Genomic DNA, 23,558 nt, shown 5'->3' on the forward strand with positions numbered 1-23,558 from the left:
TATGCGGGTTGTTTCTGCCCAAGAGGTCACGCGCCACCTGACATGGGACGGCTTGATCAAGCGGCTACACACGACGTTCGTGAATGGCGTGGAGTCTCCTCCCCGCCATCACCATGCGATGCACCGGCCGGATGGCGAAGCCACCATGCTGCTAATGCCCGCCTGGGAAGCGGCGGGCTATATCGGCGTCAAAATGGTCAACGTGTTTCCGCAAAATGCCGACCACGGTATCCCGGCGATCTCTGGGCTTTATTTGCTCAGCGAGGGTAAGCACGGCCAGCCGTTAGCCTGTATTGATGGCAGCGAGCTAACCCGGCGTCGCACGGCGGCGGCTTCTGCGCTGGCCGCCCAGGCCCTGGCCAATGAAAACGCAGAAACGCTGCTGGTGGTGGGTACCGGCAAGTTGGCGCCCATGGTGATCGAAGCCCACGCCAGCGTTCGTCCCATCAAGCGGGTGCTGATCTGGGGCCGTAATCCCAACAAAGCGGCGGCGATTGCCGACGAGTACGCCGAACGCTTCGAAACCCACGTGGTGGAGGAATTAGCGGATGCCGTGGCAGAAGCGGACATCATTAGCTGTGTCACGCTCTCCACTCAGCCGCTGATCAAGGGTGAGTGGCTAACGCCCGGCACCCACCTGGATTTGATCGGCGCGTTTCGCCCACAAATGCGCGAAACCGATGCCTTATGCCTGCGCCGCGCGGAGGTGTTTGTGGACACCTACGCCGGTGCCAAAGGCGAGGCGGGCGACATTTTGCAAGCCATCGATGAAGGTGAGTTCCAGTTCGAGCAGATCCAGGCGGAGCTTGCCGAGGTGCTCTCCAGGGCCAAACCGGGTCGCTCTAAACCGGAAGCTATCACGCTTTTCAAATCGGTAGGCGCTTCACTGGAAGATTTAGCCGCCGCTATTGAAGTGTGGGAGTCACTGCCCGAACAGTCATAACGATTGCCATAACAACAACACCATCGCTACCCGATGGGTAGCCACGTCACTCATAACGAAGACCGACCAATAATCAAAACGAGGTGTGTTATGAACGCTAAAAAAAACGTATTTATCGCCGCGCTAGCGGCACTGCCGCTGGCCATCTCCAGCACTAATGCCCAGGCGCAATCCTATGAAATGGTGATCGCCACGCAGTTGCCCGAGGATATGAGCAATAACGAGATCTATCCGGCGCTGGTGCACTTCAAGAATTTGGTAGAAGCGCGCACCGACGGGGATCTTGAGGTCACGATCTTCGGCGGCGGCCAGTTGGGCTCCGAGGTAGAAAACGGCTCGGAAGTGCAGGGCGGGCGAACGCTACAGTCGACGATTATGTCTGCCGGGGCGATGTCCTCCTTCTACGAAGACTATCAAGTCGTCACGGCGCCTTTCCTGTTTACCAACTGGCGCCAGGCGTGGAGCTTCTTTGACAGCGAATGGTTCGCCGACTTTATGTCCGGCACCGTCGAAGCTGCCGATATGCGCTATTTGGGCACCTTCGACGATGGCGGTGGTTTTGTCGCCTTTACCAATAACGTGCGTTTGATTGAGACCGTCGAAGACTTGGAAGGGCTCAATATTCGTACCGAAGAGAACCCTGCCCATGTGGCGATTATGCGCTCTCTGGGGGCTTCCGCCACGCCCCTGCCCTGGGGCGAGCTGATTACCGCGCTGGAAACCGGTCTTGCCGATGGCCAGTTCAATGCGCCGGTGCTCAACACCACCTTCAACTTCGATGCGGTCACCGACTACACCACGCTCACCGGGCATGTGTATAACAGCGCCCCTTGGGTGGTCAGCGAGTCGTGGTATCAGTCCCTGCCGGAAGAGCATCAGCAGGCGGTGATCAGCTCCGCTAGGGAAGCGATTCAACTGAGCCACGGCATGTCTGGCGCACTGGCAACGGCGAGTTGGATGGAGTCCTGTGAACGCTTTGAAGAGTGTTACCTGATGCCCGACGCCGAGCGTGAGCGGATGGCGGAAATTGCCCGCCCCGCTTGGCAGGAGTGGATCGTCGATGACTTCGGCATGGACGAAGCCCGCGTACAGGGACTGCTTGACGAAGTCGAGCGCGTGGGTCAGCAATTGGCAGAAGACGACTACCGCACTTATGGTCAATAAATGCAGGGCCAATAAAGCCTGGGTCAGTAAAACCGGGGTCAATAAAAACAGAGCCAATAACGGTTAGCGAACGATATACGCTGGGGCGATGTGAGGCCCCAGCGTGAGGAAAAACCATGGGCGTTTTAACTCCTTTGCGCCGCTTGAGCGACCTCGTCAATCAGGTGGCCATCGTGATGTGTGTGGGCTGTATTCTGGCGATGCTGGGCATCTCGTTCACTGCGTTTCTCTACAAGCTGATCACCGGCAGCACGCTTAGCTGGACTTACTCGCTGGCGCGGCTGTTTCTGCCCTGGATCGGCTTTCTTTCCATGACGATTTCGCTGCGCTATGGCGAGCACGTCGCCATGACCCTGCTGGTTCGCAGCTTGCCCCGCGTGATGGTGCAAGTGGCTGCCGGGCTCTGCCTGGCGGTGATTGGCCTGTTTGCACTGCTGCTGACGTGGTACGGCTGGGATTACTTCGCCAGTGCCACCCAGGTTTACATGGTCTCCGATCAAATCCGTATTCCCAGCAAGGTGACCGCTATCGTGGTGCCTCTCAGTGGCGTCATCATGTTGCTGCATCTTGTGCATGGCTTTGCCCTGCTTGAGCACTTCATTGATGAGCAGGACGTGATTAGCGAACTCATCGACACCACTGACGGGGAGCACCGCTCATGACCCCTGCAATTATTGCGTTTGTCGTGCTGCTGTTTATCGGCGCACCGGTAGCGGTGGTGATGGCCATGTCGGGGTTGGCGGGTGGCTTTGCCATCGGCGGAGAGCGCATGCTCGGTATCATTGCCGACCGCATGTTCTCCGGCGTTTCGGGCTTTCTGCTGATTGCCGTGCCCTACTTTATTTTCACCGCTGAGCTGATGAACCAAGGCGGGCTGACCCACAAGCTGATCGCCTTCAACAATGCGCTGTTCGGCCGGGTGCGCGGGTCACTCTCCCACGTGAATATCTCGGTCTCGGTATTCTTTGCGGGTCTCACCGGCGCGGCGGTCACCGATACCGTCGCCATCGGCAAGATCATGATTCCTGAGATGAAAAAGCAGGGCTACGATGCCGAATACGCCGCTGCGGTGACCGCCTGTTCTTCCATCATCGGGCCGATTATTCCCCCAAGCGTGGTGATGGTGGTGTACGCCACACTGCTGCGGGATATTTCGGTGATTGACCTGTTTGCCGGTGGCATTATCCCCGGTCTGTTGATGGCGCTGGCGCTGCTGGGCGTCAGCTTCTTCCTAGCCTGGAAGCGCAACTACCCGAAACAGGCATCTACACCCTTTAAGGCGGCCATCATCGCACTGTTAGTCGCGCTGCCTGCGATGGTGGTGCCGCTGATTATTCTTGGCGGGATTCTCTCGGGGCTCACCACGATTACCGAAGCCTCCGGCTTTGCGGCGGTTTACGCCATCGTGATTGGCGTGATCTTCTACCGTAATCTGACCTGGCGCAAAATCTGGGATGCGCTGGTGACCACGGTGCGCTTCTCCGGCGTGGTGTTTTTCTACTGGCAACCTCGGCGGTATTGGGCTGGTTCGTTACCCGCTCGGGCATCGCCAGGGATGCGGCCAGCATGATCACCACTTTGAGCGATGCGGCCTTTGTGCAACTGATGCTGGTGTGTCTGCTACTCTTGGTGATTGGCACGGTGATGGATGTGCTGCCCGCACTGGTGGTCATTGCCCCGGTGCTGGTGCCAGCGATGATCCAGCTGGGCTTTGACCCACTCCACTTCGCGATCCTGATGATCGTGGTGCTCAATATCTCCAACGTGACACCGCCAGTGGGGATGACGCTGATGACCGCCGCGCGAATAGCCGAGGTGCCTTATGAACGGGCAATCGTGGCATCGCTGCCGTTTTACGTGTCGTTCCTGGTGGTGATTGTGTTGCTGGCGGCGTTTCCAGCGCTCTCTACCTGGATTCCGTCACTGCTGTAATTTGGCTAAGGACTGCGACCCATGAAGTGTTTTTATCACCCTGACCAGGCGTTGCATGCGCCGCCGACGTTTCTGCTGCGCGGCCAGCCCGCGCCCTCGCCGGAAGGGCCGGTGCGCGCTGATCTGCTTACCCAGGGGCTGGCATCGGCAGGGCTGACCCTGTCCACGCCTGCCGAGGCCGATTCACCTACGCTGCGCAAGCGCCTGGAACAGATTCATACGCCGCGTTATCTCGCGTTTTTGGACACCATTTACGCTCGCTGGCAGGCGCTGCCCAGTGCGGCGGAAGTGGTTGCGCCCAACATTCACCCTTGCGGAGGTGGCTACCACTACCCGCGCCATCCGATTGGCCAGGCAGGCTGGCATTTGCACGATATGGCCTGCCCGCTGGGAGCGACGAGCTTTCAAGGCGCTCTCGCCTCAGCGGCTAGCGCCGAAGCGGCGGCAGAAGAGGTGCTTAATGGCGCACCAGCCGCCTACGCACTGTGCCGCCCGCCGGGTCATCATGCCGGGCCTGAGCGCGCCGGGGGCTTTTGCCTGCTGAACAATTCAGCGCTGGCCGCCACGGTGCTGCGCGAGCGCTTTGCCAAGGTGGCGATCATTGACGTGGACTTGCACCATGGCAACGGCACCCAGGATATTTTCTATAAACGCAGCGATGTATGGACAGGTTCGCTGCACGCTGACCCTAGCGATTTTTATCCCTTCTTTTGGGGCGGCGTTGATGAAGAGGGCTGCGAGGAGGGCGTAGGCGCTAACGTTAACCTGCCTTTGCCGGTAGGCAGCGATGGAGACGTTTATCTCGATGCCCTGGCGATTCTGATTGATCACCTGCAGCGCTACGAGCCAGAGGCCGTGGTCGTCGCATTAGGCTTAGACGCCCATAAGGATGACCCGCTGGCAGGGCTCACCGTGGAAACAGACGCCTTTGTCGAGCTTGGTAAACGTTTGGCTGCGCTGGCGCTGCCCACCGTTGTGGTGCAAGAAGGCGGCTACCCTACCGAACATCTAAGCGCCAACCTGGCTGCCTTTATGCAGGGCTTTACGGCATGAGCACAACCGGTTTTTACTGGCACGAACGCTGCTTTTGGCACGATCTGGGCGCGATTGGGGTGTTTTCCGCGCCCGGTGAGTTTTTACAGCCCCAGGCCGCCTCGGAAAGCCCGGAGAGCAAACGGCGGCTGAAGAATATCCTCGAAGTCAGCGGGCTGATGGATGAGCTCCGCGTGGTGAAACCGACGGCCGCGACGCTGGATGATCTGCTGCGCTTTCATAGCCCGCGTTATTTAGATCAGCTACAGGCGGGGGATAAAGCCCGAGGCGGCAACGGCGGCGACTGCGCACCTTATATGCCCGGCAGTTGGGCAGCAGCAACACACTCCGCAGGGCTGGCCGTCGCCGCCGTTGAAGCCGTGGCGCTGGGGGAGGTAAGTAACGCCTACGCCTTATGCCGCCCGCCGGGTCACCATGCCGAAGCCGACCAGGGCCGTGGTTTCTGCCTGCTGGGCAATATTCCCGTGGCAGTAATGCGCGCCCGCGCCTTGGGGCAGGTCAAACGCGTGGCAATACTCGATTGGGATGTTCATCACGGCAACGGTCAGCAGGCGGCATTTTATGGCGAGCCCGATGTGTTGACCGTTTCACTTCATCAGGCGGCGAACTACCCGCTGGAAACCGGCAGTTTTGACGAGCAGGGCGAAGGCGCAGGCCTGGGCGCCAATCTCAACCTGCCGTTGCCGCCGGGCTGTGGCTTGGGTGCCTACGCCTACGCCATGGAAAAACTGGTGCTGCCCGCGTTGGAAGCCTTTAACCCTGAGCTCATCGTGGTGGCCTGCGGTTACGACGCCTGCGCCAAAGATCCGTTGGGTAAAATGCTGCTCAATAGCCAAGCGTTTGCCACCATGACCGCCCAGCTTAAAGCCCTGGCCGAGCGTTGCTGTGAAGGCAAGCTGGTATTTATTCACGAAGGCGGCTACTCCGAAGGTTATGCGCCGCTCTGCGGCCACGCGGTGATCCAGACCCTGGCGGGCAGTGCCATTGCTGTGCCCGATCCGCAAAACGATGAAATTTCCGCCTGGGGCTACCAGGCCCTGCAACCGCACCAGCAGATGTTAATAGACGACTGGCGCCAACAGTGGGAGCAACGCAAACAATGACACCGCTTTATGACCGCGATGGCTGGATTTGGCAGGATGGCGAATGGCGCGCATGGCGCGACGCCAAGGTGCATGTGTTGTCTCATACACTGCACTACGGCATGGGCTGTTTCGAGGGCATACGCGCCTACGCAGGCCCCAGCGGCACGCATCTTTTTCGTGCTGCCGAGCACACCCGACGATTGGCGGAGAGCGCCCACTCACTGGATATGCCGCTGCCGTTTAGCGAAGCGGAACTGATCGACGCCCAGCGCCAGTGCCTGGCGAAAAACAACCTGAGCAGTGCCTATCTCAAGCCCACGGTGTTTTTCGGCGCGGAAGGTATGGGATTGCGTGCTCAAGGTTTAACCACCCACGTTATGGTGGCCGCCTGGGATTTAGGCCCATACATTTCGCCCCAGGCCGCGACCCACGGCTTGCGCGCACTAACCTCCTCCTGGGCGCGTCACCACGTTAATATCAGCTTGTGTCGGGCAAAGACCAACGGCCATTACGTCAACTCGATACTGGCGTTGAACACCGCCCTCAAAGCCGGGTTTGATGAAACCATCATGCTCGACCCAGAAGGCTATGTGGCCGAAGCCTCGGCGGCTAACGTCTTTTTACTCCGCGATGGCGTGCTGCACACCCCGGAAGTGACGTCGTGCCTGCAAGGCATTACCCGGGACAGCGTGATTCAACTGGCGCAAAAAGTGCTGGGTATCGAAGTGCGTGAGCGTAGGATTACCCGCGACGAGCTGTATACCGCCGATGAAGCGTTCCTAACTGGCACCGCCGCCGAAATACTGCCTCTTCGCGAGCTGGATGGGCGCCATATCGGCACCCGTGTGGGTGCGCCGCCTGTCAATGAGCCGATCAGCCCCGACAGCGTGACGGCGCAACTGCAGGGCTTATATCGCCAGGCGGTACGCGGAGAGCTGGACGATTTCAGGCATTGGTTAACGCCGGCTTAAGCCTTAATAGCCTGTTCGAGAGCCGCCAATTTTCCAGGCTCCAGTGCTGCTTGTACCGCCGTGATACGTATCACATTGGCAAGTTCTGGATGCGCCAAACGCGCGACCAAAACGCCTTCGGCGAGTAGCTGCTGGTGTACCTCGGCAGCGAGGTCGGCGCTGGGCAGACGAATGCCGATAAAGTTGGTGGCGCTGGGGAGTACGTCGGCACCGAGTGCGCGAAAGTGTTCTGCCAACTGCTCACGGCGGGCTTTTACATCGGCAACGTGCTGATGCACTTCGTCTGGATGATCGAGTACCACTTCGGCGGCGGCCAGGGTCAGCGACGATACCGCGTAGTGAATGCGCACTTTCATCATCATCGCCAGTACTTCAGGGTCGGCGATGGCGTAGCCGATGCGCAGCCCCGCCAGGCCGTGGGCCTTGGAAAGCGTGCGTAGACGAATCACTCCTGGGATTGCTTTGCCAGCGAACTCGCTGTTGGCATCGTCGCGAAAGTCCCCATAGGCTTCGTCCAGCAGCAGCCAGCAGGTATCGGGCAGCGCGTCGCGCAGCTCGAGGATGGCGCTGTCGCTGTGCAAGTGGCCGCTGGGATTATCCGGATTGGCCAGATAAACCAAGCGGGCGTTTTCCTGATGGGCAGCGGCGGTCAGGGCTTCCAGGTCGGGGGCCAACACGCCGGGTGCTTCATAATAGCTAGGCTCAACCAAGTGGCACCCCTGGCCTTTGGCGAAATAGCCAAAGGTGGGGTAGGTACCTGCGGTGCCCACCACGCTTTCACCTGGTTCGCAGGTAGTGCGCAGGGCCAGGGCGATCAGACTGTCAGCACCCGCATCCACCAGTAGCGTTTCCAGTGGAATACCCTGCTGTTCGCTCAAGCGCTGGCGAACACCCAGCGCCTCGGCGTCGCCGTAGCAGTAAACGTGTTCGGCCAGGGCATCGCCAAAGTGCTCGCGCAGGGCGCGGTGAGGCATATCCAGACCTTCGTTAGAGCCCAGCCGATGGGGGATTTCCTTGCCAAGTCGGCGTTCTAACACCTTAATGCCCGGAAACGGATTAACAGGGCCTTCACTGGTTAAGTGGTTGGGGTAGCGGGGCATGTTGATTTCCTAAAAACAATAATTAGCTCAATACTTTACCGCGATTGAGAAGGCAGAGTGGGTCTAGCGACTGCTTGAGCGTATGCATCAACTCAATCTCGGCACTGGAGCGGCAGGTGCCTAGCCAGGGCCGTTTTTCCAGGCCGATGCCGTGTTCGGCGGAGACTGAACCGCCCAGTGTGGCCAGCGGCTGGTAAACCATCGCCTCCACTTCACGCCGTATTTCAGGCTCGGCACTCCCGGCGCAAACAGAAATATGTAGGTTGCCATCGCCCAGGTGGCCAAACACTACCAAGCGCGCCTCTGCCCAGCGCTGGGTTAGCTGCGCTTCCAGGGCATCGGTATAGCGCTGCATATCGGCAATGGGCAGGCTAACGTCAAAGGTAAGCACTGGCGCCAAGCCCTTGACCAGCCCTTCGATATCTTCACGAATCGCCCATAGGCCATCGCGCTGGGTGCTGGATTGGGCAATCACCGCATCGACAATCAGCTCGCGCTCTAACGCACTTTCCAATGCTTCGCTGAACTGGGTGGCATTGCGCTCGGCGTCGCTGCCCAGGGAGTCAATGATCACATAAAAGGGATGTTCAGTGGCAATCGGCGGGGTGTGGCGGCCCAGGGTTTCAGTAAGCAGTCGGTAGTGGTTTTGCCACATCACCTCAAAAGCGCCGAGGCTACCGCCGAGTGCTTTGCCCATATGGCTAAGCAGCCCGGTAAGTGCCTCAAACGAAGGGCAGGCCACCATCGCCGTTTGCTCGCTGGGAGTCGGCGGCTGCAGGCGCAGTACCGCGCGGGTCACAATGCCCAGGGTACCTTCGCTACCGATAAACAGCTGCTTTAAATCGAAACCGGCATTGTTTTTCAGCATGCGGTTCATGGAACTGACCACGCGGCCATCCGCCATCACCGCTTCCAGACCCAGCACCTGCTGGCGCATCATGCCGTAGCGGATCACCCGAACACCGCCAGCGTTGGTGGCGATATTGCCGCCAATGGTGCAACTGCCCCGGGCGCCCAGATCCAGCGGGAACTGCAGACCGACCTCTTTAGCCGCTTCCTGAACCCGCTGCAGCGGTGCGCCCGCCTGCACGGTGAGGGTGCCCCCCACCTGATCAATCTCTTCAATGGAGCTCATGCGTTCAAGAGATATCACCAGTTCATCGGGGCTGGCTTCCGCGCCGTGTACCAAGCCCGTTAAGCCGCCGTGGGTGACAACAGGCTGCTGTGCGGTGTGGCAAGCTCGCATTAACGCGGCGACCTGTTCGGTATCCGCCGGGCGCACAATAGCACCTGCCTGACAGGGCGTGCCGGTCATCCAATCGACGCTGCGGCTACTGACATCATCTCCGGTTAACACGTGGGTCGGGCCGACAATGGCGCGCAGCGTCTCCAGGGTTATTTGCATGGGTGTTCCTTAGCTTGTCTTGTCCATTCGGTAAATTACGCTGTTGCGGCCACGGGTGCTTCGCGGCCGGGAATCGCCTTGAGCAGGTCTTGGGTATACGCCTCACGCGGGGCGAGGAAAATCTGCTCGGCGCTGCCTTGCTCGACGATGCGACCATACTGCATGACCACGATGCGGTCACAAATTTGCGCGGCGACACGGAGGTCGTGGGTGATAAACAGCAGCGAGAGCGACAGCCGTTGTTTAAGCTCCTCCAGCAGTTCCAGTACCTGGGCTTGAATCGACACATCCAGCGCCGAGACGGCTTCGTCCGCCACGATCAGCTCGGGGTTTAGCGCCAGTGCTCGGGCAATACCAATGCGCTGGCGCTGGCCACCGGAAAATTCGTGGGGGAAACGCTCCACGGCGCTGGCACCCAAGCCCACCATATCGAGCAGTTCGCCCGCCTGCTTGAGCGCCGCGGCTTTGGGCGTGCCGTTGGCAATCGGCCCCTGGGCAATCGCCATACCCACTTTGGTGCGTGGGTTGAGCGAGGCGTAGGGGTCTTGAAAGATCATCTGCACCCGGTGGCGCTCACGGCGCAGCGCATCGCCTTTGAGCTGGGAAAGGTTCACCCCATCCAATAGCAGCTCGCCGCTGTCAGGGTACTCCAAGCGCACCACACAGCGGCCAAGGGTGGATTTGCCAGAACCGGATTCTCCCACAATCCCCACCGTTTCGCCGCGAGCGAGAGTAAGCGAGACATCTTCCAGGGCGCGCACTTCCCGGGCAGGTTTAAGCCAACCGCCTCGTGAGCGGAACACCTTATTGAGCTGTTTGATCTCCAGTAGCGGGGCAACCTGGCTGGTCTCTCGGTGGGGCGGTACTGCATTACTGGGAATCGCCGCGATTAGTGCTTGAGTGTAGGCATCTTGCGGGTTTTGCAGCACCGGTTTGGCGTCACCCAGTTCAACAATCTTGCCGTGGCGCATCACGCAGACGCGATTGGCAATTTCGGCCACCACGCCAAAGTCGTGGGTGATAAACATCACCGACATACCGCGGCGCTGCTGAAGGTCGCGGATCAGCTCCAGAATCTGCGCCTGGGTGGTGACATCCAGCGCCGTGGTGGGCTCGTCGGCAATCAGCAGAATGGGTTCCAGCGCCAGTGCCATGGCGATCATCACCCGTTGGCGCTGGCCGCCGGAAAGCTCGAACGGGTAGGCGCGAATAGCCTTTTCCGGCTGTGGAATGCCCACTTCGATCAGCAGCTCCAGCGCGCGGGCCTGGCGCTCTTTGGGGGTGAGCTGGCCGTGAGCCTCAAACACTTCAGCAATCTGCGCGCCTACCCGCATTAAGGGGTTGAGGGCGGTCATTGGCTCCTGAAATATCATGCCGATTTTGAGCCCGCGCAGGGCTCGATGCTGCTTCTCGGTCAGGGCGAGAAGATCCTGCCCCTCGAACAGTATCTCGCCCTGGGTGGCCCGAACGCCTTTGGGCAGCAGCCCCATGACGGCGTTGGCAGCCATCGACTTGCCAGAGCCGGACTCGCCTACTACACACATGATTTCCCCGCGCTTCACCTCGTAGCTAACGTCCTCCACCGCTAGGGCGCGATCCGCCCCTTTGGGGAGTGCAATGTTGAGGTCGCGAATGCTAAGCACGGTTTCTGTTGAAGCTTCATTCATAACAGGTACTCCAGCCATAACAAACGCCTAGCGCTCGCGGGACAGTTTGGGGTTCAAGGCGTCATCCAACCCTTCGCCGACGAGATTTAACGCCAGCACGGTGAGCAGAATCGCCACCCCAGGGAAGAAGCTTAGCCACCAAGCCTGGCGAATCACCGTGCGCGCCGCACCGATCATATAGCCCCAGGACATCACGTTAGGATCGCCCAGGCCGAGAAACGACAGCGCCGACTCCAGCAAAATCGCGGTGGCGACCATTAGCGAGGCCAGCACGATAATCGGCGACAGCGTATTGGGCAGAATTTGGCGCAGAATAATCGTGGTGTTGGACTGGCCGACCAAGCGCGCGGCCTCGACATACTCACGGTTGCGCAGCGACATAAATTCGGCGCGCACTAAGCGGGCCACCGGCGGCCAGCTGACAATCGCAATCGCCAACACAATCGAGGTGATGCTGGGCTGCATGATGGCCACCAGGACAATTGCCAGGGCGAAGTTGGGGATGGTCTGGAAGAACTCGGTAAAGCGCATCAATACGTCGTCAATAATGCCGCCGTAGTAGCCAGCAATGGCCCCCAAAGGGACTCCAATCAGCAGTGCCACGCTGGTGGATACCAGTCCGATCAACAGCGAGACCCAGGCGCCGTGCATCAAGCCGGAGGCCACGTTGCGGCCCATGGTGTCGGTGCCCAGGGGAAAACCATCTTGGGATAGCGGCGGTAAAAAGGGCCGCTGCACCATGCGCCAGGGCGATTCAGGAAACAGCAGCGGCGCCAGTATCGCCATGGCGATAATCAGCAGCAGGATGATCAGCCCGACGAGGGCGCCACGGTTTTGCGCGAAGCGTGCGAAAAAGCTCATGCGGCCCCCTTCTTGATGCGTGGATCAGCCAGGCTGTAGACCAAATCGGTGATGATATTGAAGACGATGACCAGCGCCGCCGAGAAGAAGAAAATACCCAGCAGCAGGTTGTAGTCGCGCTGCTGCAGCGCTTCAAACATCAGCCGCCCGATGCCTGGCCAGGCAAACACGGTTTCGGTCAGGATCGCGCCGCCGACCATCTGCCCCGCCTGCAGGCCCGCTAACGTGATGATCGGCAGCAGGGCGTTACGCAGCACGTGGCGGCGCTGAATAATGCTTGGTTTCAAACCTTTAGCACGGGCGGTTTTGACGTAATCCTGCTGAGCGGCGTCTAGCATGGAGGTGCGCGTCATGCGGGTGTAAATCGCCATAAAGAACAGCGCTAAAGTGGTCGCTGGCAGGACAAGGTGTTTGGCAACATCAAGCACCAGAGCCAAGCCCGTATGGCCTGCGCCCACGGTGTAAAGGCCGTAGGCAGGCAGCCAGCCCAGGTAGACAGAAAACACCACCACCGACATCAGCGCGACCCAGAACAGCGGCGTGGCGTAGAAGATCAGCGCTAGCGCCATAATGATCGAACCAGAGGGCTTTTTGACCCTTGCCGCGGCCATTGAACCGGCCACAATGCCGAGCACCAGCGAAAGCACAAAGGCGGTACCGGTCAGCAGTAGGGTGGCGGGTAGGCGCGCCATGATGAGGTCAAACACCGGCACGCCCAGCCGGTAGGAGTAGCCGAAATCGAGCATGGCGATGCCCGATACGTAGCGCCACAGCTGCACGTAAATAGGCTGATCGAGACCGAAGCGTTCGCGTAGCTGATTTAAAAACTCCTGGTCAGTGGCGCCCGCTTCCCCCGCTAAAATAGCCGCCGGATCGCCAGGGGCCATTTGAATAAGAACGAAATTAAAAATAACGATTAAAAACAGCACAACGACGGCCTTAAGTAGCCGCATAAGAATTAAGCGAGCGTAAACCATAGAGATCTTCCTGACGGATACCTTCATGACATGGCTGAATCGCCCAGGAGGTGATCACCTCCTGGGCGCGGATTTGGCTAAAACTAGCGGTCTAGCCAGGCATCCTTAAAGCCGTCGTTGACACCCACGCCGGAGGTGACCAGGTTCTGCACATCACAGCGATACAAAGTCGGGAAGCCCAGCTCCATCAGCCACCCAACGGGTACATCTTCGTGGAGGATCTCCTGTACCTCGCGGTAAAGCGCCTCCCGCTCTTCGTCGGGGAATGCCGTGGCGGCCTCGTTGAAGAGTTCGTCGACGCGCTCGTTTTCGTAGCCTTCGACGTTATTCCAGGGCGAGCCTTTTTCGATGTTGTCCGAGAGGTAAGTACGCGAAATGCCAAGCGCCGGGTCGCCGTACTGGAACAGGTAGGTAAAGGCTAGGTCGTAATCCCAGTCGCCCAGGCGCTGGTTCCAGCCGCCCACATCGGTGGCTTGGGTTTCAACGTTAATACCCACCTCGCGCAGATTTTGCTGCACGGCCTCGGCCCAGCGTGTCCAGGTTTCCCCATAGGGCAGCGGCAGAATGGTGATCTCTTCGCCGTCGTAGCCCATCTCTTCAAGCAGCTCACGGGCGCGGTCTGGGTCGTGGTCGTAGGGTTCCAGGTCGTCGTTCTGGAAGCGCGCATTGGAGCCAAAAGCGGAGAGCGGCACATTGCCCAGGCCATTCCACAACACATCTTTGGCAAATTCTCGATCCATGGCGTACATCACCGCCTGGCGGAAGCGCTTATCCGCCGTGGGGCCTTCGCGATTGTTCATCCACAGCATGGCAAAGGGGCTGAAGTACTCGTGGCCCTCTTCGGTCATGCAGACGTTATCCATCTCGGCCAGGCGGGGAATATCGAAGTTCTCGACGGTACCGCTGGGCAACACATCGATGGTCTCGTTCTCAAACGCCACCGCGCGGGAGGCGCCGTCGGGGATGATGTGCCAGTTTACGCCATCAAGGTAGGGCAGGCCCTCTTCGTAGTAGTCATCGTTTTTGACCAGCTCAATCACCGTGCCCCGCTCCCAGTTGGAGAACTTAAACGGGCCGGTGCCTATCGGGTGATCATTGTTTTCGTTATTGCGGAAATCTGTGCCTGCGTAGAGGTGCTCTGGCACCATGGTAAAGGTGCCCGCTTCAAAGGAGAGCAGGAAGGGGCCAAAGGGCTGTGTCAAGGTAAACACCACGGTGTGGTCGTCGGTGGCTTCGATGCTCTCCACATGCTGCAGCACGGCGCGGGCACTGGGGTTCAACTCGCGGTGGAACACATCGGCGGAGAACACCACGTCATCGGCGGTAAAGGGTTCACCGTCATGCCAGGTAACGCCTTCACGCAGATGGAAGGTATAGGTACGGCCATCATCGCTTACCTCCCAGGACTCCGCCAATTGGGGCATCGGTTCCAGGTCGGTGGTGTAGCGCAGCAGGCCTTCGTAGATATTGCCCGATACGGTGCGGGTGGGGGCATTTTGAACCATGCCCAGCACCAGGCCTGGCGGCTCAGGTTGAATAATGGTGTTAACCGTTCCGCCCGACTTGGGGTCATCGGCCAGAGCGGCGGAGGTAAAGGCAAGTGCTGCAGCGGAAATAGCCAACGCTAAGGGTTTTTTCATGTTTCCTGCTCCTCGGTTTATTAGAACGTAAGGGGATTACGTCGTCGTTAGGCGAGCGAGGCGTGTCTGTTAGGCCCAGTTGTGATGGTTATTAAGAGCCTGTTTTGACCATAGCAGTCACTGGTAAAACTGTCGACAGTCGGCAATCGTTCGTCGACAGGTGTGTATTTTTCGTCATACTGGAAAGTACGCACTATGCCCTATGAGTAAATTTTATGGCTTCATCAACGGTGGCTCCCAGGGCCTTTATTCAGCAGCAGAACCTGGTCGAGCAGGTGGCTGACTATTTGACCCAAGCGATTATTAGCCAACACTTTTTACCCGGCGAACGGCTCTCTGAAGTGCAGCTCTCCAGGGACTTGGGCGTTAGCCGCGCGCCGGTTCGCGAGGCTGCCCGGCTGCTCGAAAGTCGCGGCTTATTGATCTCAAAACCCCGGCGTGGCTTCTTTGTTCGTGCGTTGAATGCCGTTGAACTCGAAGATGTGTTTGATTTACGGCTGTGTCTTGAACGCCATGCCATTCACCGCTTGGTGGAACGCTATACGCCTGAGGCCAAGCGTGCGCTGGCGCAGCAGGTGGAGGTGCTGTGTGAGGCAGCTGAAAGCAATGATGGCACCCGGCGCATTGAAGAAGATCTGCAGTTTCACCGGCTGATGCTGCACTACGCGGGCAACGAGCGGCTGCTGCGCGCCTTTGATGATCTAACCCATGAGCTGCGCTTGTGCATCACCCTAATCACCAAAACCCATGAAGCCCCCGAGACCATCGCCACAAGCCACTTCCAACTTCTGGAAGCGCTGGATAGCGGCCGCCCTGACGCTTGCCGTGAGGCGATCGACTACCACATAGGCGTTGCTCGCAAATTTGTGGTCAAGGGGGTGGGCGAAACCGGAGAGAGTGCCGATGAAGACGTTCTTCCACGCTGACCAACTGCTTCATCACCCGCAAACGTACTTCTCCCGTGGCAAAATGCGCACGCCCCAGGAAGTGCCCGAGCGTGCCACGCACCTACTGGCGGCGGCCAAACGGCTGGGTTTTGATACCCAATCTCCTGCCGACTACGGTGTCGCGCCGCTAAGGGCGGTGCATTCGTTGGCCTATCTGCGCTTTCTCGAAAGCGCCTATCGGCGCTGGCATGCTCTTGACGAAGACTGGGGAGAGGAAGTGATCTCCAATATCTTTGTGCGTTCGCCCAACGCCTTACGCGGCATATTGGCAGAAGCCGGACGCTATATGGCCGACGGCAGCGCGCCGGTTGGGCAACATACCTGGCAGTCGGCATACTGGTCAGCGCAAAGCGCGGTCGCCGGCGCCGAGGCCCTGCTGGCCGGTGATCGGTTTGCCTATGCGCTATCGCGCCCGCCGGGCCACCACGCGGGCATCGACTCCGCCGGCGGCTTCTGCTTTCTCAATAACGCCGCCATTGCCGCGCAGCATCTCAAAACCCGCTACCCGCGCATCGTGGTGTTAGACCCTGATATGCATCACGGGCAGGGCATTCAGGAGATTTTCTACCAGCGCGACGATGTGCTGTATATCTCGATCCATGGCGATACCACCAACTTCTATCCAGCGGTGACCGGCTTCGATGATGAGCGTGGGCAGGGAGCCGGGCTAGGCTACAACATCAACCTACCGATGCCCCATAACTCAGAAGAGGAAGTGTTTTTTGACCGCCTGGAGCAAGCCTGCCAAGCCATTCACCTGTTCGAGCCGGACGCCATTGTGCTGGCGCTGGGATTCGATATCTACGAACTCGACCCCCAAGCCAAGGTCGCCGTTTCAACCGCGGGGTTTGGTGAGCTTGGCCGCAGGGTGGCGGGTCTGAATGTTCCTACGCTGGTGGTACAGGAGGGCGGTTACTACCTGGAAGGACTGGAAGCCAATGCGGTGAGTTTTTTTGAGGGGTTGCTGGGTAAGGCGTAATGAGTAAGACAAGCCATCAAGGTGTCTGGCAAAATGGCTACCTTCAGCGATCAGCAAACGATCCGGATCGTCATTGAAATAGTCATCGAAAGGACACGGCATGGCCCACCTGCTACGCATCGTGATGATTCACGGCCACCTGGAAGGGGTGGTGGAACTGAGTGTGGATGGCCACACCAATATTTGTGGCACCAACGCCTCCGGTAAAACCACGCTACAGCGCTTGGTGCCGGTATTTTACGGCGAGCTACCCAACAAGGTCGTGCCCAAGACGCGTATGAAGTTCGACGCGTTTTATTTGCCTCACCGCAATAGCTATCTGGTGTACGAATACCGCCGCGAAGCGGGTAACATCTGCCAGGCGGTGCTGACCCGCAAGGCCGATGGCGGGGTGGAGTACCGCTTTGTCGGCGCGCCCTACCAGCCGGAAGACTATCTGGTGGAAAGCGACGCGGGCGTGGCGGCGCTGGACTACACCCAGTGGGCCAGCGGCCTGCGGCGCAACGGCACGCCGGTGTCGCCCAAGCTGGGCGCGACCTCTGAATTTCGCTCGGTGATCCAGAACGACTTTACCCAACTGCATGGCAACAGCCGTGACGGCCTTAAGCTGCGCCAGATCGCGTCGCAGTTCAGCCTGGTCAAACCCGAGCGGCGTATCCGCCATATCGAAAAGCTGGTCTCGGCGGTGCACGCCAAAGAGGGCAAGATGGACACCCTCAAAACCATGCTGGCGGCGATTTTCGAAGAGGATGGCGTCGAACTCCCGGTGACCCGGATTCGCAACACCAAGGCCCGTGAGTGGATCGCCCAGATGCGCCAATCCATGCGCCTGGAGCCGTTGCAGGCATCGCTGGCCCGGCTGGGCGGAATCGACCGTGAGCTGGCCGATCTAGATGCCACGCTATGGCAACTAAAGCCCCAGCTTGAAGATGACCGCCAGCGGGCCGAGCGGCAAATGGCCGATCTGGATGCTGAGCTTGCCCACCATCAGCGCGAATTCCAGCAGCGGGAGAGCGACTACGCTGAAGCGCGGGATAAACTTAACGACCGCCACAGCGAAGTGGTCAGCGATTTGCAGCAGACCCAGCGCCGCCTCAACGATCTGCAAACCCAGTACGAGCAATACGCCGAGGCGGATATGCCCGCCCTGGAGCGCGACATCAACGCGCTGCCCCAGTGGCGGGAGCAGCGCGACCAGCTGCAAAAGCACCTGAACGTGATGCAGGATGCGGTAAAAGAGAGCCAGGCGCGCCTGGACGGTCGGCTGCGCGAATTGTCTGAGGCGCTGGCCCGCCAGACCCGTGAATCCCAGGAACTGATCGACGCCCTGGTCGAAGAGAAAGCCCTGCGCCGGGAGCAGCAGTGGGAGGCCGAACAGCAGCTCAACGAGCGCTATCAAAAGGAGCGCCAGCGCCTGGAGGGCGAGTATCAGGCGCAGCTGGAGCTCGGCGTCGAGCAGCTCGCCGAACTAAAAGCGCAGCTCTCGCTCTCGACCCAGACCGCCGAAGAGGCATCCGAAGCGGAGCTTGCCCAGGCGCGGCTGGATCAGGCCCAGCAGGAGCGCAACGCATCCGCCGCTACCCTGGATGGCCTGCGCCGGGAGTTTGAAAGCCGCAAACGCGAGCGCGACAGTGCCGAACAGCAGCTGGTGCAACTTCGCCAGCAGTTGGAGCGCGCCGAGCAGCGCTGCTTTGCGCTCTATCAGCAGCGCGACCCGGAGCAGGGCAGCCTGCGCCACTTCCTGCGCTATCACCGCCCCGGTTGGGAGCAGCAGTTAGGTAAGGTGATTGCGCCAGAGCTGCTAGAGCGGCGTGACCTTGCCCCGCAGCTGGCAGAAGGCGCGAGCGATGACTTGTTCGGGCTGGCGCTGGATCTTTCCGCCATTGCCCTGCCAGATTATGCCCAGGATGAAGCCAGCCTGCTGGCCGCCATCGAAGAGGCGGACACCGCCAAGCGCCGCGTTCAGTCAGAGTGCCAGGCCGCCGAGAAAGCGCTTAAACAGCACAACGAGCGCGTACAGCAGGCCGACGAAGCCCAGGATCAGGGCCGCATGGCCCACAAGCGCGCCGAGCAGGAAGTCGAGTTTGCGATAGAGGCCCGACGCCAGCAGCAGGAGCGCCATACCAAGCGCCAGCAGGAGCGGCGCGCCGCCCATCAAACCGCGTTAGCCAGCCAGGAGCAGGCGCAAAAGGAGCTGCGCGAAGAGAAGCAGCAGGCCCTTGCCGCCCTTAGCGAGACCCATCAAAGCCAGTTGTTAGAGCTAAAAGCCGACGGCCAAAGCCAGGTGGATAGCCTGGATGCCCAACTGCGCCAGTATAAGCAGCAGTTGAGCGACGCCAATGCCGAACACAAACGCCAGCGCGCGGAACTGGAAGAGGCCTTTAGCCAGGAACTGGCCGAGCAGGGTGTCGACCCCGCCAAGCTAAAAGATACCAAGGAGCGGCTGGCAAGCCAGGATGAACGCATCCGCGTCACCGCCGCCCGACAGGATGAACTCACCGAATACACCCGCTTTATGCGGGTCGAGTGGGGCCAGCATAAGCCGCAGCTGGTCGCGCAAGAAGCCGAGCTGGAGCAGGCGGAGCAAAAGCTTCAACGCGATAAAGAGCACCTGAAAAATGACTTTCAGGCGGCGCGCAAAACCCACCAAAGCACGATCAGCACGCTGAAAACCCAGCGGGAGAGCGAATACGCCTGCCTGGAAGCCTTGAAGCCGCTACTCACCCAGCTGGAAACCTTGGCCATTGAACCCGACGGCCAGGCGCCCGGCACGCCACTGGGCGATGTGGACGAGCGCATCGAGCGCGCCCGCCAGGCACTGGGCAATCGCCACCAGCTTATCGAGCAGCTGCGCCGTGGCTGCCTGGAAGTGGAAAGCCAACTGATCAAGGACGCCAGCAGCGGCTTCGCCGAAGCGCTGGAGAGCGAACGCAGCAAGCTGCAGAGCGATAATCCGCGCCTACAGCTGCCGCTACTGCGCGATATGCTCAAACTGCTCGAAGATCAACAGCAGCAGCTGATTCAGGAAGGGCGCAACCTGAGCGACGACCTGGATAAGTTCTTCACCGTGTTCCGCGATCTGAACCGGCGCATCAGCGCCCAGAGCCGCCGGCTTTCTGAAGAGGTTGCCGATGACCTGCGGCTGGAAGGCATCACCAAGGCCGAAGTGCGCATCCAGTCCACCATCGATGAACTCGGCTTCTGGGAGCCGCTGAAGCTGTTTGCCCAGCGCTATAAAGAGTGGCGGGAATCCGGCCAGACGCTACCCAGCGACGACTACCTCAACGCCTTGGCGGATGTGGTCGATTTGCTGCGCAGCGACCAGCAGTACAGCTTCGAAAGCCTGCTGCGCCTGGAACTGCACCTGAACGAGGGCGGCACCGATCTGGTGATCAAGAATGACCGCCAACTGCTGGAGTCCTCCAGCCACGGCATGGCGTATCTGATTCTGTGTAAATTCCTGCTCGCCTTCACCCGCCTGTTGCGCGGCGATGCGGAAATCGCTATTCACTGGCCCATCGATGAGATCGGTACCCTGGCGTACCACAACGTCGAAAAACTGTTCGACGCCTGCGACAGCAACCGCATTCATATCGTCGGCGCGTTTCCCAACCCCGAGTCCGATGTGCTGCTGCTGTTCGCCAACCGCTACCTGATTGATCGCGATGAGGCCAACCCCAACAAGCGAGTGTTAAAACGCATCGAGCCACGGCTAAGCCGCCTGGCCGAACGGCTCCAGGAGCGTCAGCAGGAGGTGACGGTATGATCGAACATGGCCCACTGCTAGAGCGCCTGCTGGCCGGTGAGTTTGTCTGCCCGATCAGCGATGAGAGCGGCTATCGTCATCTCACCAATGAAGAGACCCGGGAAGAGATCGACACCTACCTGCGGCCGCTTAACCGGCGGCTGGCCAGCAATGAAGATGGCAGCGTCTATTTTCTGGCCTGGCGTCAGCTCAATGACAACGCCCGTGATCAGCTCTCCCGCCAGCTCGGTGATACCCTCAATAGCCTGCTGCCGCTGCTGGAGTGGCTGCAGCTGGTTCAAGAAGCCCTAGGCCGCGATACCCTGGCCGCCCCCGGCGATGTGCTCAAACCCGCCGAATTCAGCGCCAAGTGCGAAGACAACCAGAGCCTGCGCGAACGCCTGGAGCGCCTGGCTACCGACAGCTTCTTTGGCTCCCAGAGTGACCAGCTCGATGCCCAGGTGAAGCAGGTCTTCAAGCGCTTGAAAGAGCACGGCTACCTGCTCCAGCCCCATTCAGAGCGGCAGGTATTCGTGGTCACCGGCAAGATCGACTACCTGGTGGATCTGGTGCGCTTTATTCGCGATGAAGAGAACCTGCCCATCGAAGAGGGCAGCGAGGAGGGCTCCGGTTCCCAGGAGGCCCTGTTGTGAGTAGGGGTGTGAATAGTGGAGAACACGCTCTGGAAAGCCGCCTGCTGAAAACCGGTAGCGAGCGGCTGGCGCTGCTCGGCAAGCATGCCGATGTTCTCATGCAGGCCTACACCCGCGATGAAGTGCCGCTGGAATCACTCAGCGACAGCGCCCTGCGTAAGCTGCTGGCGGCGCGCATTCTATGGCGGCCGGACGAGCAAAGCGGCGTGAAGCTGGCGCCCAAGGTGCGCGAACTGATCGCCGAGATGCTTGCCGACGAGACCCGCCGCCATGTGAATGCCGATGTAGCGGAAACCCTGGAGCTGATTCGCGCGCTGGTTCACAGCTACCGGGAGGCGCGCAGCCGCGGCGAGCACTGGCGGCTGGAGCAGCAGTTAATGCGCCTGCGCCAGGAAGTCGATGACCTGAATGGGCGCTTCGCCGATGCCATCGACAGCCTATGGCAGCGGCTGAATAGCGATTTTGGTTTCGTCAGCCAGCTCAACGACAAAATCCGCGAAAACGACCGCGCCCAGAAGCAGATCGCGAGGCTACTGGATGGCCTGGCGCTGATCGACTTCGACGAGCTGATCGAGCTAGTGGGCAGCGACGGCAGCCTGCGCAAGCTATTGATCAGCCAGCTGCAGCAGCAGTTAAGTAACCACTACACCGGTCTGCGCGAAGTGCAGCGCCGCTTGATCGAACTGATGGCGCGCTTTCGCAAGCAGCAGGCGCGCAGCCGCCTGATCAGCGGCATGGCCGCCTTTATGCGCGAACACCCCGGCTTTGTGCCAGGCAACTATGCAAGGCGCAGCGAGGTACCAGGGCTGGTCAATCAAGCCGCACCGCTAAGCGCCGCCGCCGCCCCGGCGCTGGATCGCAACCTGGATAGCCGGTTGCTCGCCGAGCTGCTGCACCAACTACCCCAGCCGCGCCACACCACGCAAACGGTTGAAGCCGCAGCCCCTGCCCAAGCCCAAGAAAGCAGCCTAGCCGCCGCCCGCCAGCAGGCGCTCAAGCAGGATGTGGAGCACTTCTATTTAAGCGTGATCGACCAGCCCCAGGCGGAGCCGGTCAGCGCCCTTGAGTACCTGCACGCAAGCCCGCTGGAATGGCCGGATGAGATCTGGCTCTTCCAGGTGATTTCCGAATACCAGGGCCTGCCGCGCAGCGACCAGAAGGCGTTTCGACTTAAACAGCAGGAGAGCCAAGCCAGCCAATTCAATCACCTGCGCCTGATCCACGATGTAGAACTGCAGCTGGCCGTATGAACCTACCCAGCCGCGCACGCAATGGCCTTAACGGTGTGGCCCGCGAACTTCTCCGCCAGCCCACGGTGGAGAAGCCCCGCCGCCAGTGGGTAGACGACGTAGTGGCTTGGTGCCATCAGCACGACATTGACCTGGCCACGCGAATTAACAGTAAAGCGCTGCGCTTTGACGCGGCCTTGCTGGCTCAGATTAATGACGTACTCGAAAGCGCCCGCCTGGCACCACTAGGCCGCTCACTCAGCGGCCTGACCAGCAGCGCCCAAGCGAAAGAGGGTGTGGAAGAAGACAAGGCAACCCGCGAAAGCCCCCGTGCGCGGCGGGTACTCGTCAGCTTTCCGCCTCAACCAACAACCGGGCTTGCCAACGAACCACGCGCTATTCGCGATGTAGATGTACTGGGGTTAAAGCTAAGCGCATTCAGCGCCCTCATTCAGGTTGAAAACCTGGACAGCTTCTATGAGTTCTCGCCGGAACTAACAGCGCTAAGCGGCTACGTAAACCCGCTGGTCGTCTACCGCGGCGACAGCCACTACGGCGGCGGCTTTGCCTTACTCTCCGACGCTTGGCACAAAACCCGCCGAACACACATCTACGCCGGTGACTTCGATGTTAAAGGCGTCACGCTAGCGCTTGACAGCAGCGCCACTCATTTACTCCTGCCCGATATCGAATGGCTTATCCAACACGCCACGCCACTGCACGTGCCTGCTGAGCAGTTTTATTACCAACGTAGGCTTCGTAAGCATCTTGCCTCGCTGCCATCTGCCCATCCGTTGCGTGACTACCTTACGCTACTTCTGGAAAAGCAGCGGGGGCTTAAGCAGCAGTGGTTTGAGGGGGAGGTTGTGAGTGTGTCGCTTAGTTAGAAGCCATATCTTTAGTGCTTCTACGCGCCTCGACATTTCACGCTTGGCTTTGGTTGGCTGCTAACGGGCTCATAAGCGTCGTAGGCCTGATTCTTATAACGTAGTGGTGCTTTTCTAGGCTGTATGATTAGGCAGAGCAAAACGCGCTAGCTCCTTGCTTGTGGCTATGTTGCCTATTTTTTCTTTGCCTTCAGGCGAATCAATGAGATAGAGTCGAATGATGTGGCTACATAACCTAAATGAATGACTGGGCAAGTTTATTGAGGTTATGCAGCCTTCCATATAATCACGGTTATACGCCATGCTCCGCACAAGCGTAT

General features: G+C 59.7%; 18 protein-coding genes and 1 pseudogene. 13 read left to right on the forward strand and 6 right to left on the reverse strand.

Annotation, left to right across the window (positions count from 1 at the left end; translation table 11 throughout):
* Position 1 precedes the first annotated feature (1 nt).
* The 7 genes and pseudogenes from OM794_RS03385 (at position 2) to OM794_RS03415 (ending at position 7,148) form a co-directional block, all read left to right on the forward strand.
* A complete protein-coding gene (locus tag OM794_RS03385; RefSeq protein WP_226250480.1) occupies positions 2-943 on the forward strand; it encodes an ornithine cyclodeaminase family protein in 942 nt (313 codons plus the stop codon).
* 90 nt (positions 944-1,033) lie between these two features.
* On the forward strand, positions 1,034-2,107 hold the full coding sequence (dctP, locus tag OM794_RS03390) for a TRAP transporter substrate-binding protein DctP (RefSeq protein WP_226250479.1): 1,074 nt from the start codon (positions 1,034-1,036) through the stop codon (positions 2,105-2,107).
* 116 nt (positions 2,108-2,223) lie between these two features.
* Complete coding sequence (locus OM794_RS03395; RefSeq protein WP_226250478.1) at positions 2,224-2,769, forward strand: TRAP transporter small permease; 546 nt, start codon at positions 2,224-2,226, stop codon at positions 2,767-2,769.
* Positions 2,770-2,834: 65 nt separating this feature from the next.
* A pseudogene (locus OM794_RS03400) lies at positions 2,835-4,039 on the forward strand (TRAP transporter large permease).
* A 21-nt stretch (positions 4,040-4,060) separates the two neighbouring features.
* Positions 4,061-5,092 (forward strand): histone deacetylase family protein, encoded by a 1,032-nt coding sequence (locus OM794_RS03405; protein WP_226250476.1) that lies wholly within the window; start codon positions 4,061-4,063, stop codon positions 5,090-5,092.
* Positions 5,089-6,195, forward strand: a complete 1,107-nt coding sequence (locus tag OM794_RS03410; RefSeq protein ID WP_226250475.1) for a class II histone deacetylase — start codon at positions 5,089-5,091, stop codon at positions 6,193-6,195. Before OM794_RS03405 ends, OM794_RS03410 begins: the two co-directional genes overlap by 4 nt.
* Positions 6,192-7,148, forward strand: a complete 957-nt coding sequence (locus tag OM794_RS03415) for a branched-chain amino acid transaminase (protein ID WP_226250474.1) — start codon at positions 6,192-6,194, stop codon at positions 7,146-7,148. The genes OM794_RS03410 and OM794_RS03415 overlap by 4 nt, the downstream gene beginning before the upstream one ends.
* Here OM794_RS03415 and OM794_RS03420 read toward each other — a convergent pair.
* The 6 genes from OM794_RS03420 to OM794_RS03445 form a co-directional block, all read right to left on the reverse strand.
* Positions 7,145-8,248 carry a pyridoxal phosphate-dependent aminotransferase gene (locus tag OM794_RS03420; RefSeq protein ID WP_226250473.1) on the reverse strand — a complete coding sequence of 368 codons (1,104 nt, stop codon included), beginning with the start codon at positions 8,246-8,248 and terminating at the stop codon, positions 7,145-7,147. The two genes, OM794_RS03415 and OM794_RS03420, sit on opposite strands and share 4 nt — an antisense overlap.
* Positions 8,249-8,270: 22 nt before the next feature.
* On the reverse strand, positions 8,271-9,653 hold the full coding sequence (locus tag OM794_RS03425) for an FAD-binding oxidoreductase (RefSeq protein ID WP_226250472.1): 1,383 nt from the start codon (positions 9,651-9,653) through the stop codon (positions 8,271-8,273).
* A 35-nt stretch (positions 9,654-9,688) separates the two neighbouring features.
* A complete protein-coding gene (locus tag OM794_RS03430; RefSeq protein ID WP_226250471.1) occupies positions 9,689-11,320 on the reverse strand; it encodes an ABC transporter ATP-binding protein in 1,632 nt (543 codons plus the stop codon).
* A gap of 27 nt (positions 11,321-11,347) precedes the next feature.
* Positions 11,348-12,181, reverse strand: coding sequence for an ABC transporter permease (locus tag OM794_RS03435; protein WP_008959734.1), 834 nt, complete (start codon positions 12,179-12,181; stop codon positions 11,348-11,350).
* The gene (locus OM794_RS03440; RefSeq protein WP_226250470.1) at positions 12,178-13,158 is read right to left on the reverse strand and encodes an ABC transporter permease; all 981 of its coding nucleotides are present in this window, start codon (positions 13,156-13,158) and stop codon (positions 12,178-12,180) included. The genes OM794_RS03435 and OM794_RS03440 overlap by 4 nt, the downstream gene beginning before the upstream one ends.
* An 83-nt stretch (positions 13,159-13,241) precedes the next feature.
* A complete protein-coding gene (locus OM794_RS03445) occupies positions 13,242-14,798 on the reverse strand; it encodes an ABC transporter substrate-binding protein (protein ID WP_226250469.1) in 1,557 nt (518 codons plus the stop codon).
* 215 nt (positions 14,799-15,013) lie between these two features.
* Here OM794_RS03445 and OM794_RS03450 point away from each other — a divergent pair, with 215 nt between their 5' ends.
* From OM794_RS03450 to OM794_RS03475, 6 genes are all read left to right on the forward strand, one after another.
* Positions 15,014-15,724, forward strand: a complete 711-nt coding sequence (locus OM794_RS03450) for a GntR family transcriptional regulator (RefSeq protein WP_226250468.1) — start codon at positions 15,014-15,016, stop codon at positions 15,722-15,724.
* A complete protein-coding gene (locus OM794_RS03455; RefSeq protein WP_226250467.1) occupies positions 15,702-16,724 on the forward strand; it encodes a histone deacetylase family protein in 1,023 nt (340 codons plus the stop codon). The genes OM794_RS03450 and OM794_RS03455 overlap by 23 nt, the downstream gene beginning before the upstream one ends.
* 100 nt (positions 16,725-16,824) lie before the next feature.
* Positions 16,825-20,490, forward strand: a complete 3,666-nt coding sequence (locus tag OM794_RS03460; RefSeq protein ID WP_226250466.1) for an ATP-binding protein — start codon at positions 16,825-16,827, stop codon at positions 20,488-20,490.
* Positions 20,487-21,122 (forward strand): condensin complex protein MksE, encoded by a 636-nt coding sequence (locus tag OM794_RS03465; RefSeq protein WP_022520046.1) that lies wholly within the window; start codon positions 20,487-20,489, stop codon positions 21,120-21,122. The genes OM794_RS03460 and OM794_RS03465 overlap by 4 nt, the downstream gene beginning before the upstream one ends.
* Positions 21,119-22,372 (forward strand): hypothetical protein, encoded by a 1,254-nt coding sequence (locus OM794_RS03470; RefSeq protein WP_226250465.1) that lies wholly within the window; start codon positions 21,119-21,121, stop codon positions 22,370-22,372. The genes OM794_RS03465 and OM794_RS03470 overlap by 4 nt, the downstream gene beginning before the upstream one ends.
* The gene (locus OM794_RS03475) at positions 22,369-23,238 is read left to right on the forward strand and encodes a hypothetical protein (RefSeq protein WP_226250464.1); all 870 of its coding nucleotides are present in this window, start codon (positions 22,369-22,371) and stop codon (positions 23,236-23,238) included. Before OM794_RS03470 ends, OM794_RS03475 begins: the two co-directional genes overlap by 4 nt.
* The last annotated feature ends 320 nt before the right edge of the window (positions 23,239-23,558 follow it).

It is taken from the genome of Halomonas sp. BDJS001, assembly GCF_026104355.1.
Classification (GTDB): domain Bacteria; phylum Pseudomonadota; class Gammaproteobacteria; order Pseudomonadales; family Halomonadaceae; genus Vreelandella.

Bases quoted from the DNA above. Each gene is read 5' to 3' on its own strand.
- OM794_RS03450 (WP_226250468.1), top strand. From the start codon at position 15,014: ATGGCTTCATCAACGGTGGCTCCCAGGGCCTTTATTCAGCAGCAGAAC.
- OM794_RS03395 (WP_226250478.1), top strand. From the start codon at position 2,224: ATGGGCGTTTTAACTCCTTTGCGCCGCTTGAGCGACCTCGTCAATCAG.
- dctP (WP_226250479.1), top strand. From the start codon at position 1,034: ATGAACGCTAAAAAAAACGTATTTATCGCCGCGCTAGCGGCACTGCCG.
- OM794_RS03435 (WP_008959734.1), bottom strand. From the start codon at position 12,181: ATGAGCTTTTTCGCACGCTTCGCGCAAAACCGTGGCGCCCTCGTCGGG.
- OM794_RS03455 (WP_226250467.1), top strand. From the start codon at position 15,702: ATGAAGACGTTCTTCCACGCTGACCAACTGCTTCATCACCCGCAAACG.
- OM794_RS03405 (WP_226250476.1), top strand. From the start codon at position 4,061: ATGAAGTGTTTTTATCACCCTGACCAGGCGTTGCATGCGCCGCCGACG.
- OM794_RS03475 (WP_226250464.1), top strand. From the start codon at position 22,369: ATGAACCTACCCAGCCGCGCACGCAATGGCCTTAACGGTGTGGCCCGC.
- OM794_RS03410 (WP_226250475.1), top strand. From the start codon at position 5,089: ATGAGCACAACCGGTTTTTACTGGCACGAACGCTGCTTTTGGCACGAT.
- OM794_RS03420 (WP_226250473.1), bottom strand. From the start codon at position 8,248: ATGCCCCGCTACCCCAACCACTTAACCAGTGAAGGCCCTGTTAATCCG.
- OM794_RS03425 (WP_226250472.1), bottom strand. From the start codon at position 9,653: ATGCAAATAACCCTGGAGACGCTGCGCGCCATTGTCGGCCCGACCCAC.
- OM794_RS03385 (WP_226250480.1), top strand. From the start codon at position 2: ATGCGGGTTGTTTCTGCCCAAGAGGTCACGCGCCACCTGACATGGGAC.
- OM794_RS03445 (WP_226250469.1), bottom strand. From the start codon at position 14,798: ATGAAAAAACCCTTAGCGTTGGCTATTTCCGCTGCAGCACTTGCCTTT.
- OM794_RS03415 (WP_226250474.1), top strand. From the start codon at position 6,192: ATGACACCGCTTTATGACCGCGATGGCTGGATTTGGCAGGATGGCGAA.
- OM794_RS03440 (WP_226250470.1), bottom strand. From the start codon at position 13,158: ATGGTTTACGCTCGCTTAATTCTTATGCGGCTACTTAAGGCCGTCGTT.
- OM794_RS03430 (WP_226250471.1), bottom strand. From the start codon at position 11,320: ATGAATGAAGCTTCAACAGAAACCGTGCTTAGCATTCGCGACCTCAAC.
- OM794_RS03465 (WP_022520046.1), top strand. From the start codon at position 20,487: ATGATCGAACATGGCCCACTGCTAGAGCGCCTGCTGGCCGGTGAGTTT.
- OM794_RS03460 (WP_226250466.1), top strand. From the start codon at position 16,825: ATGGCCCACCTGCTACGCATCGTGATGATTCACGGCCACCTGGAAGGG.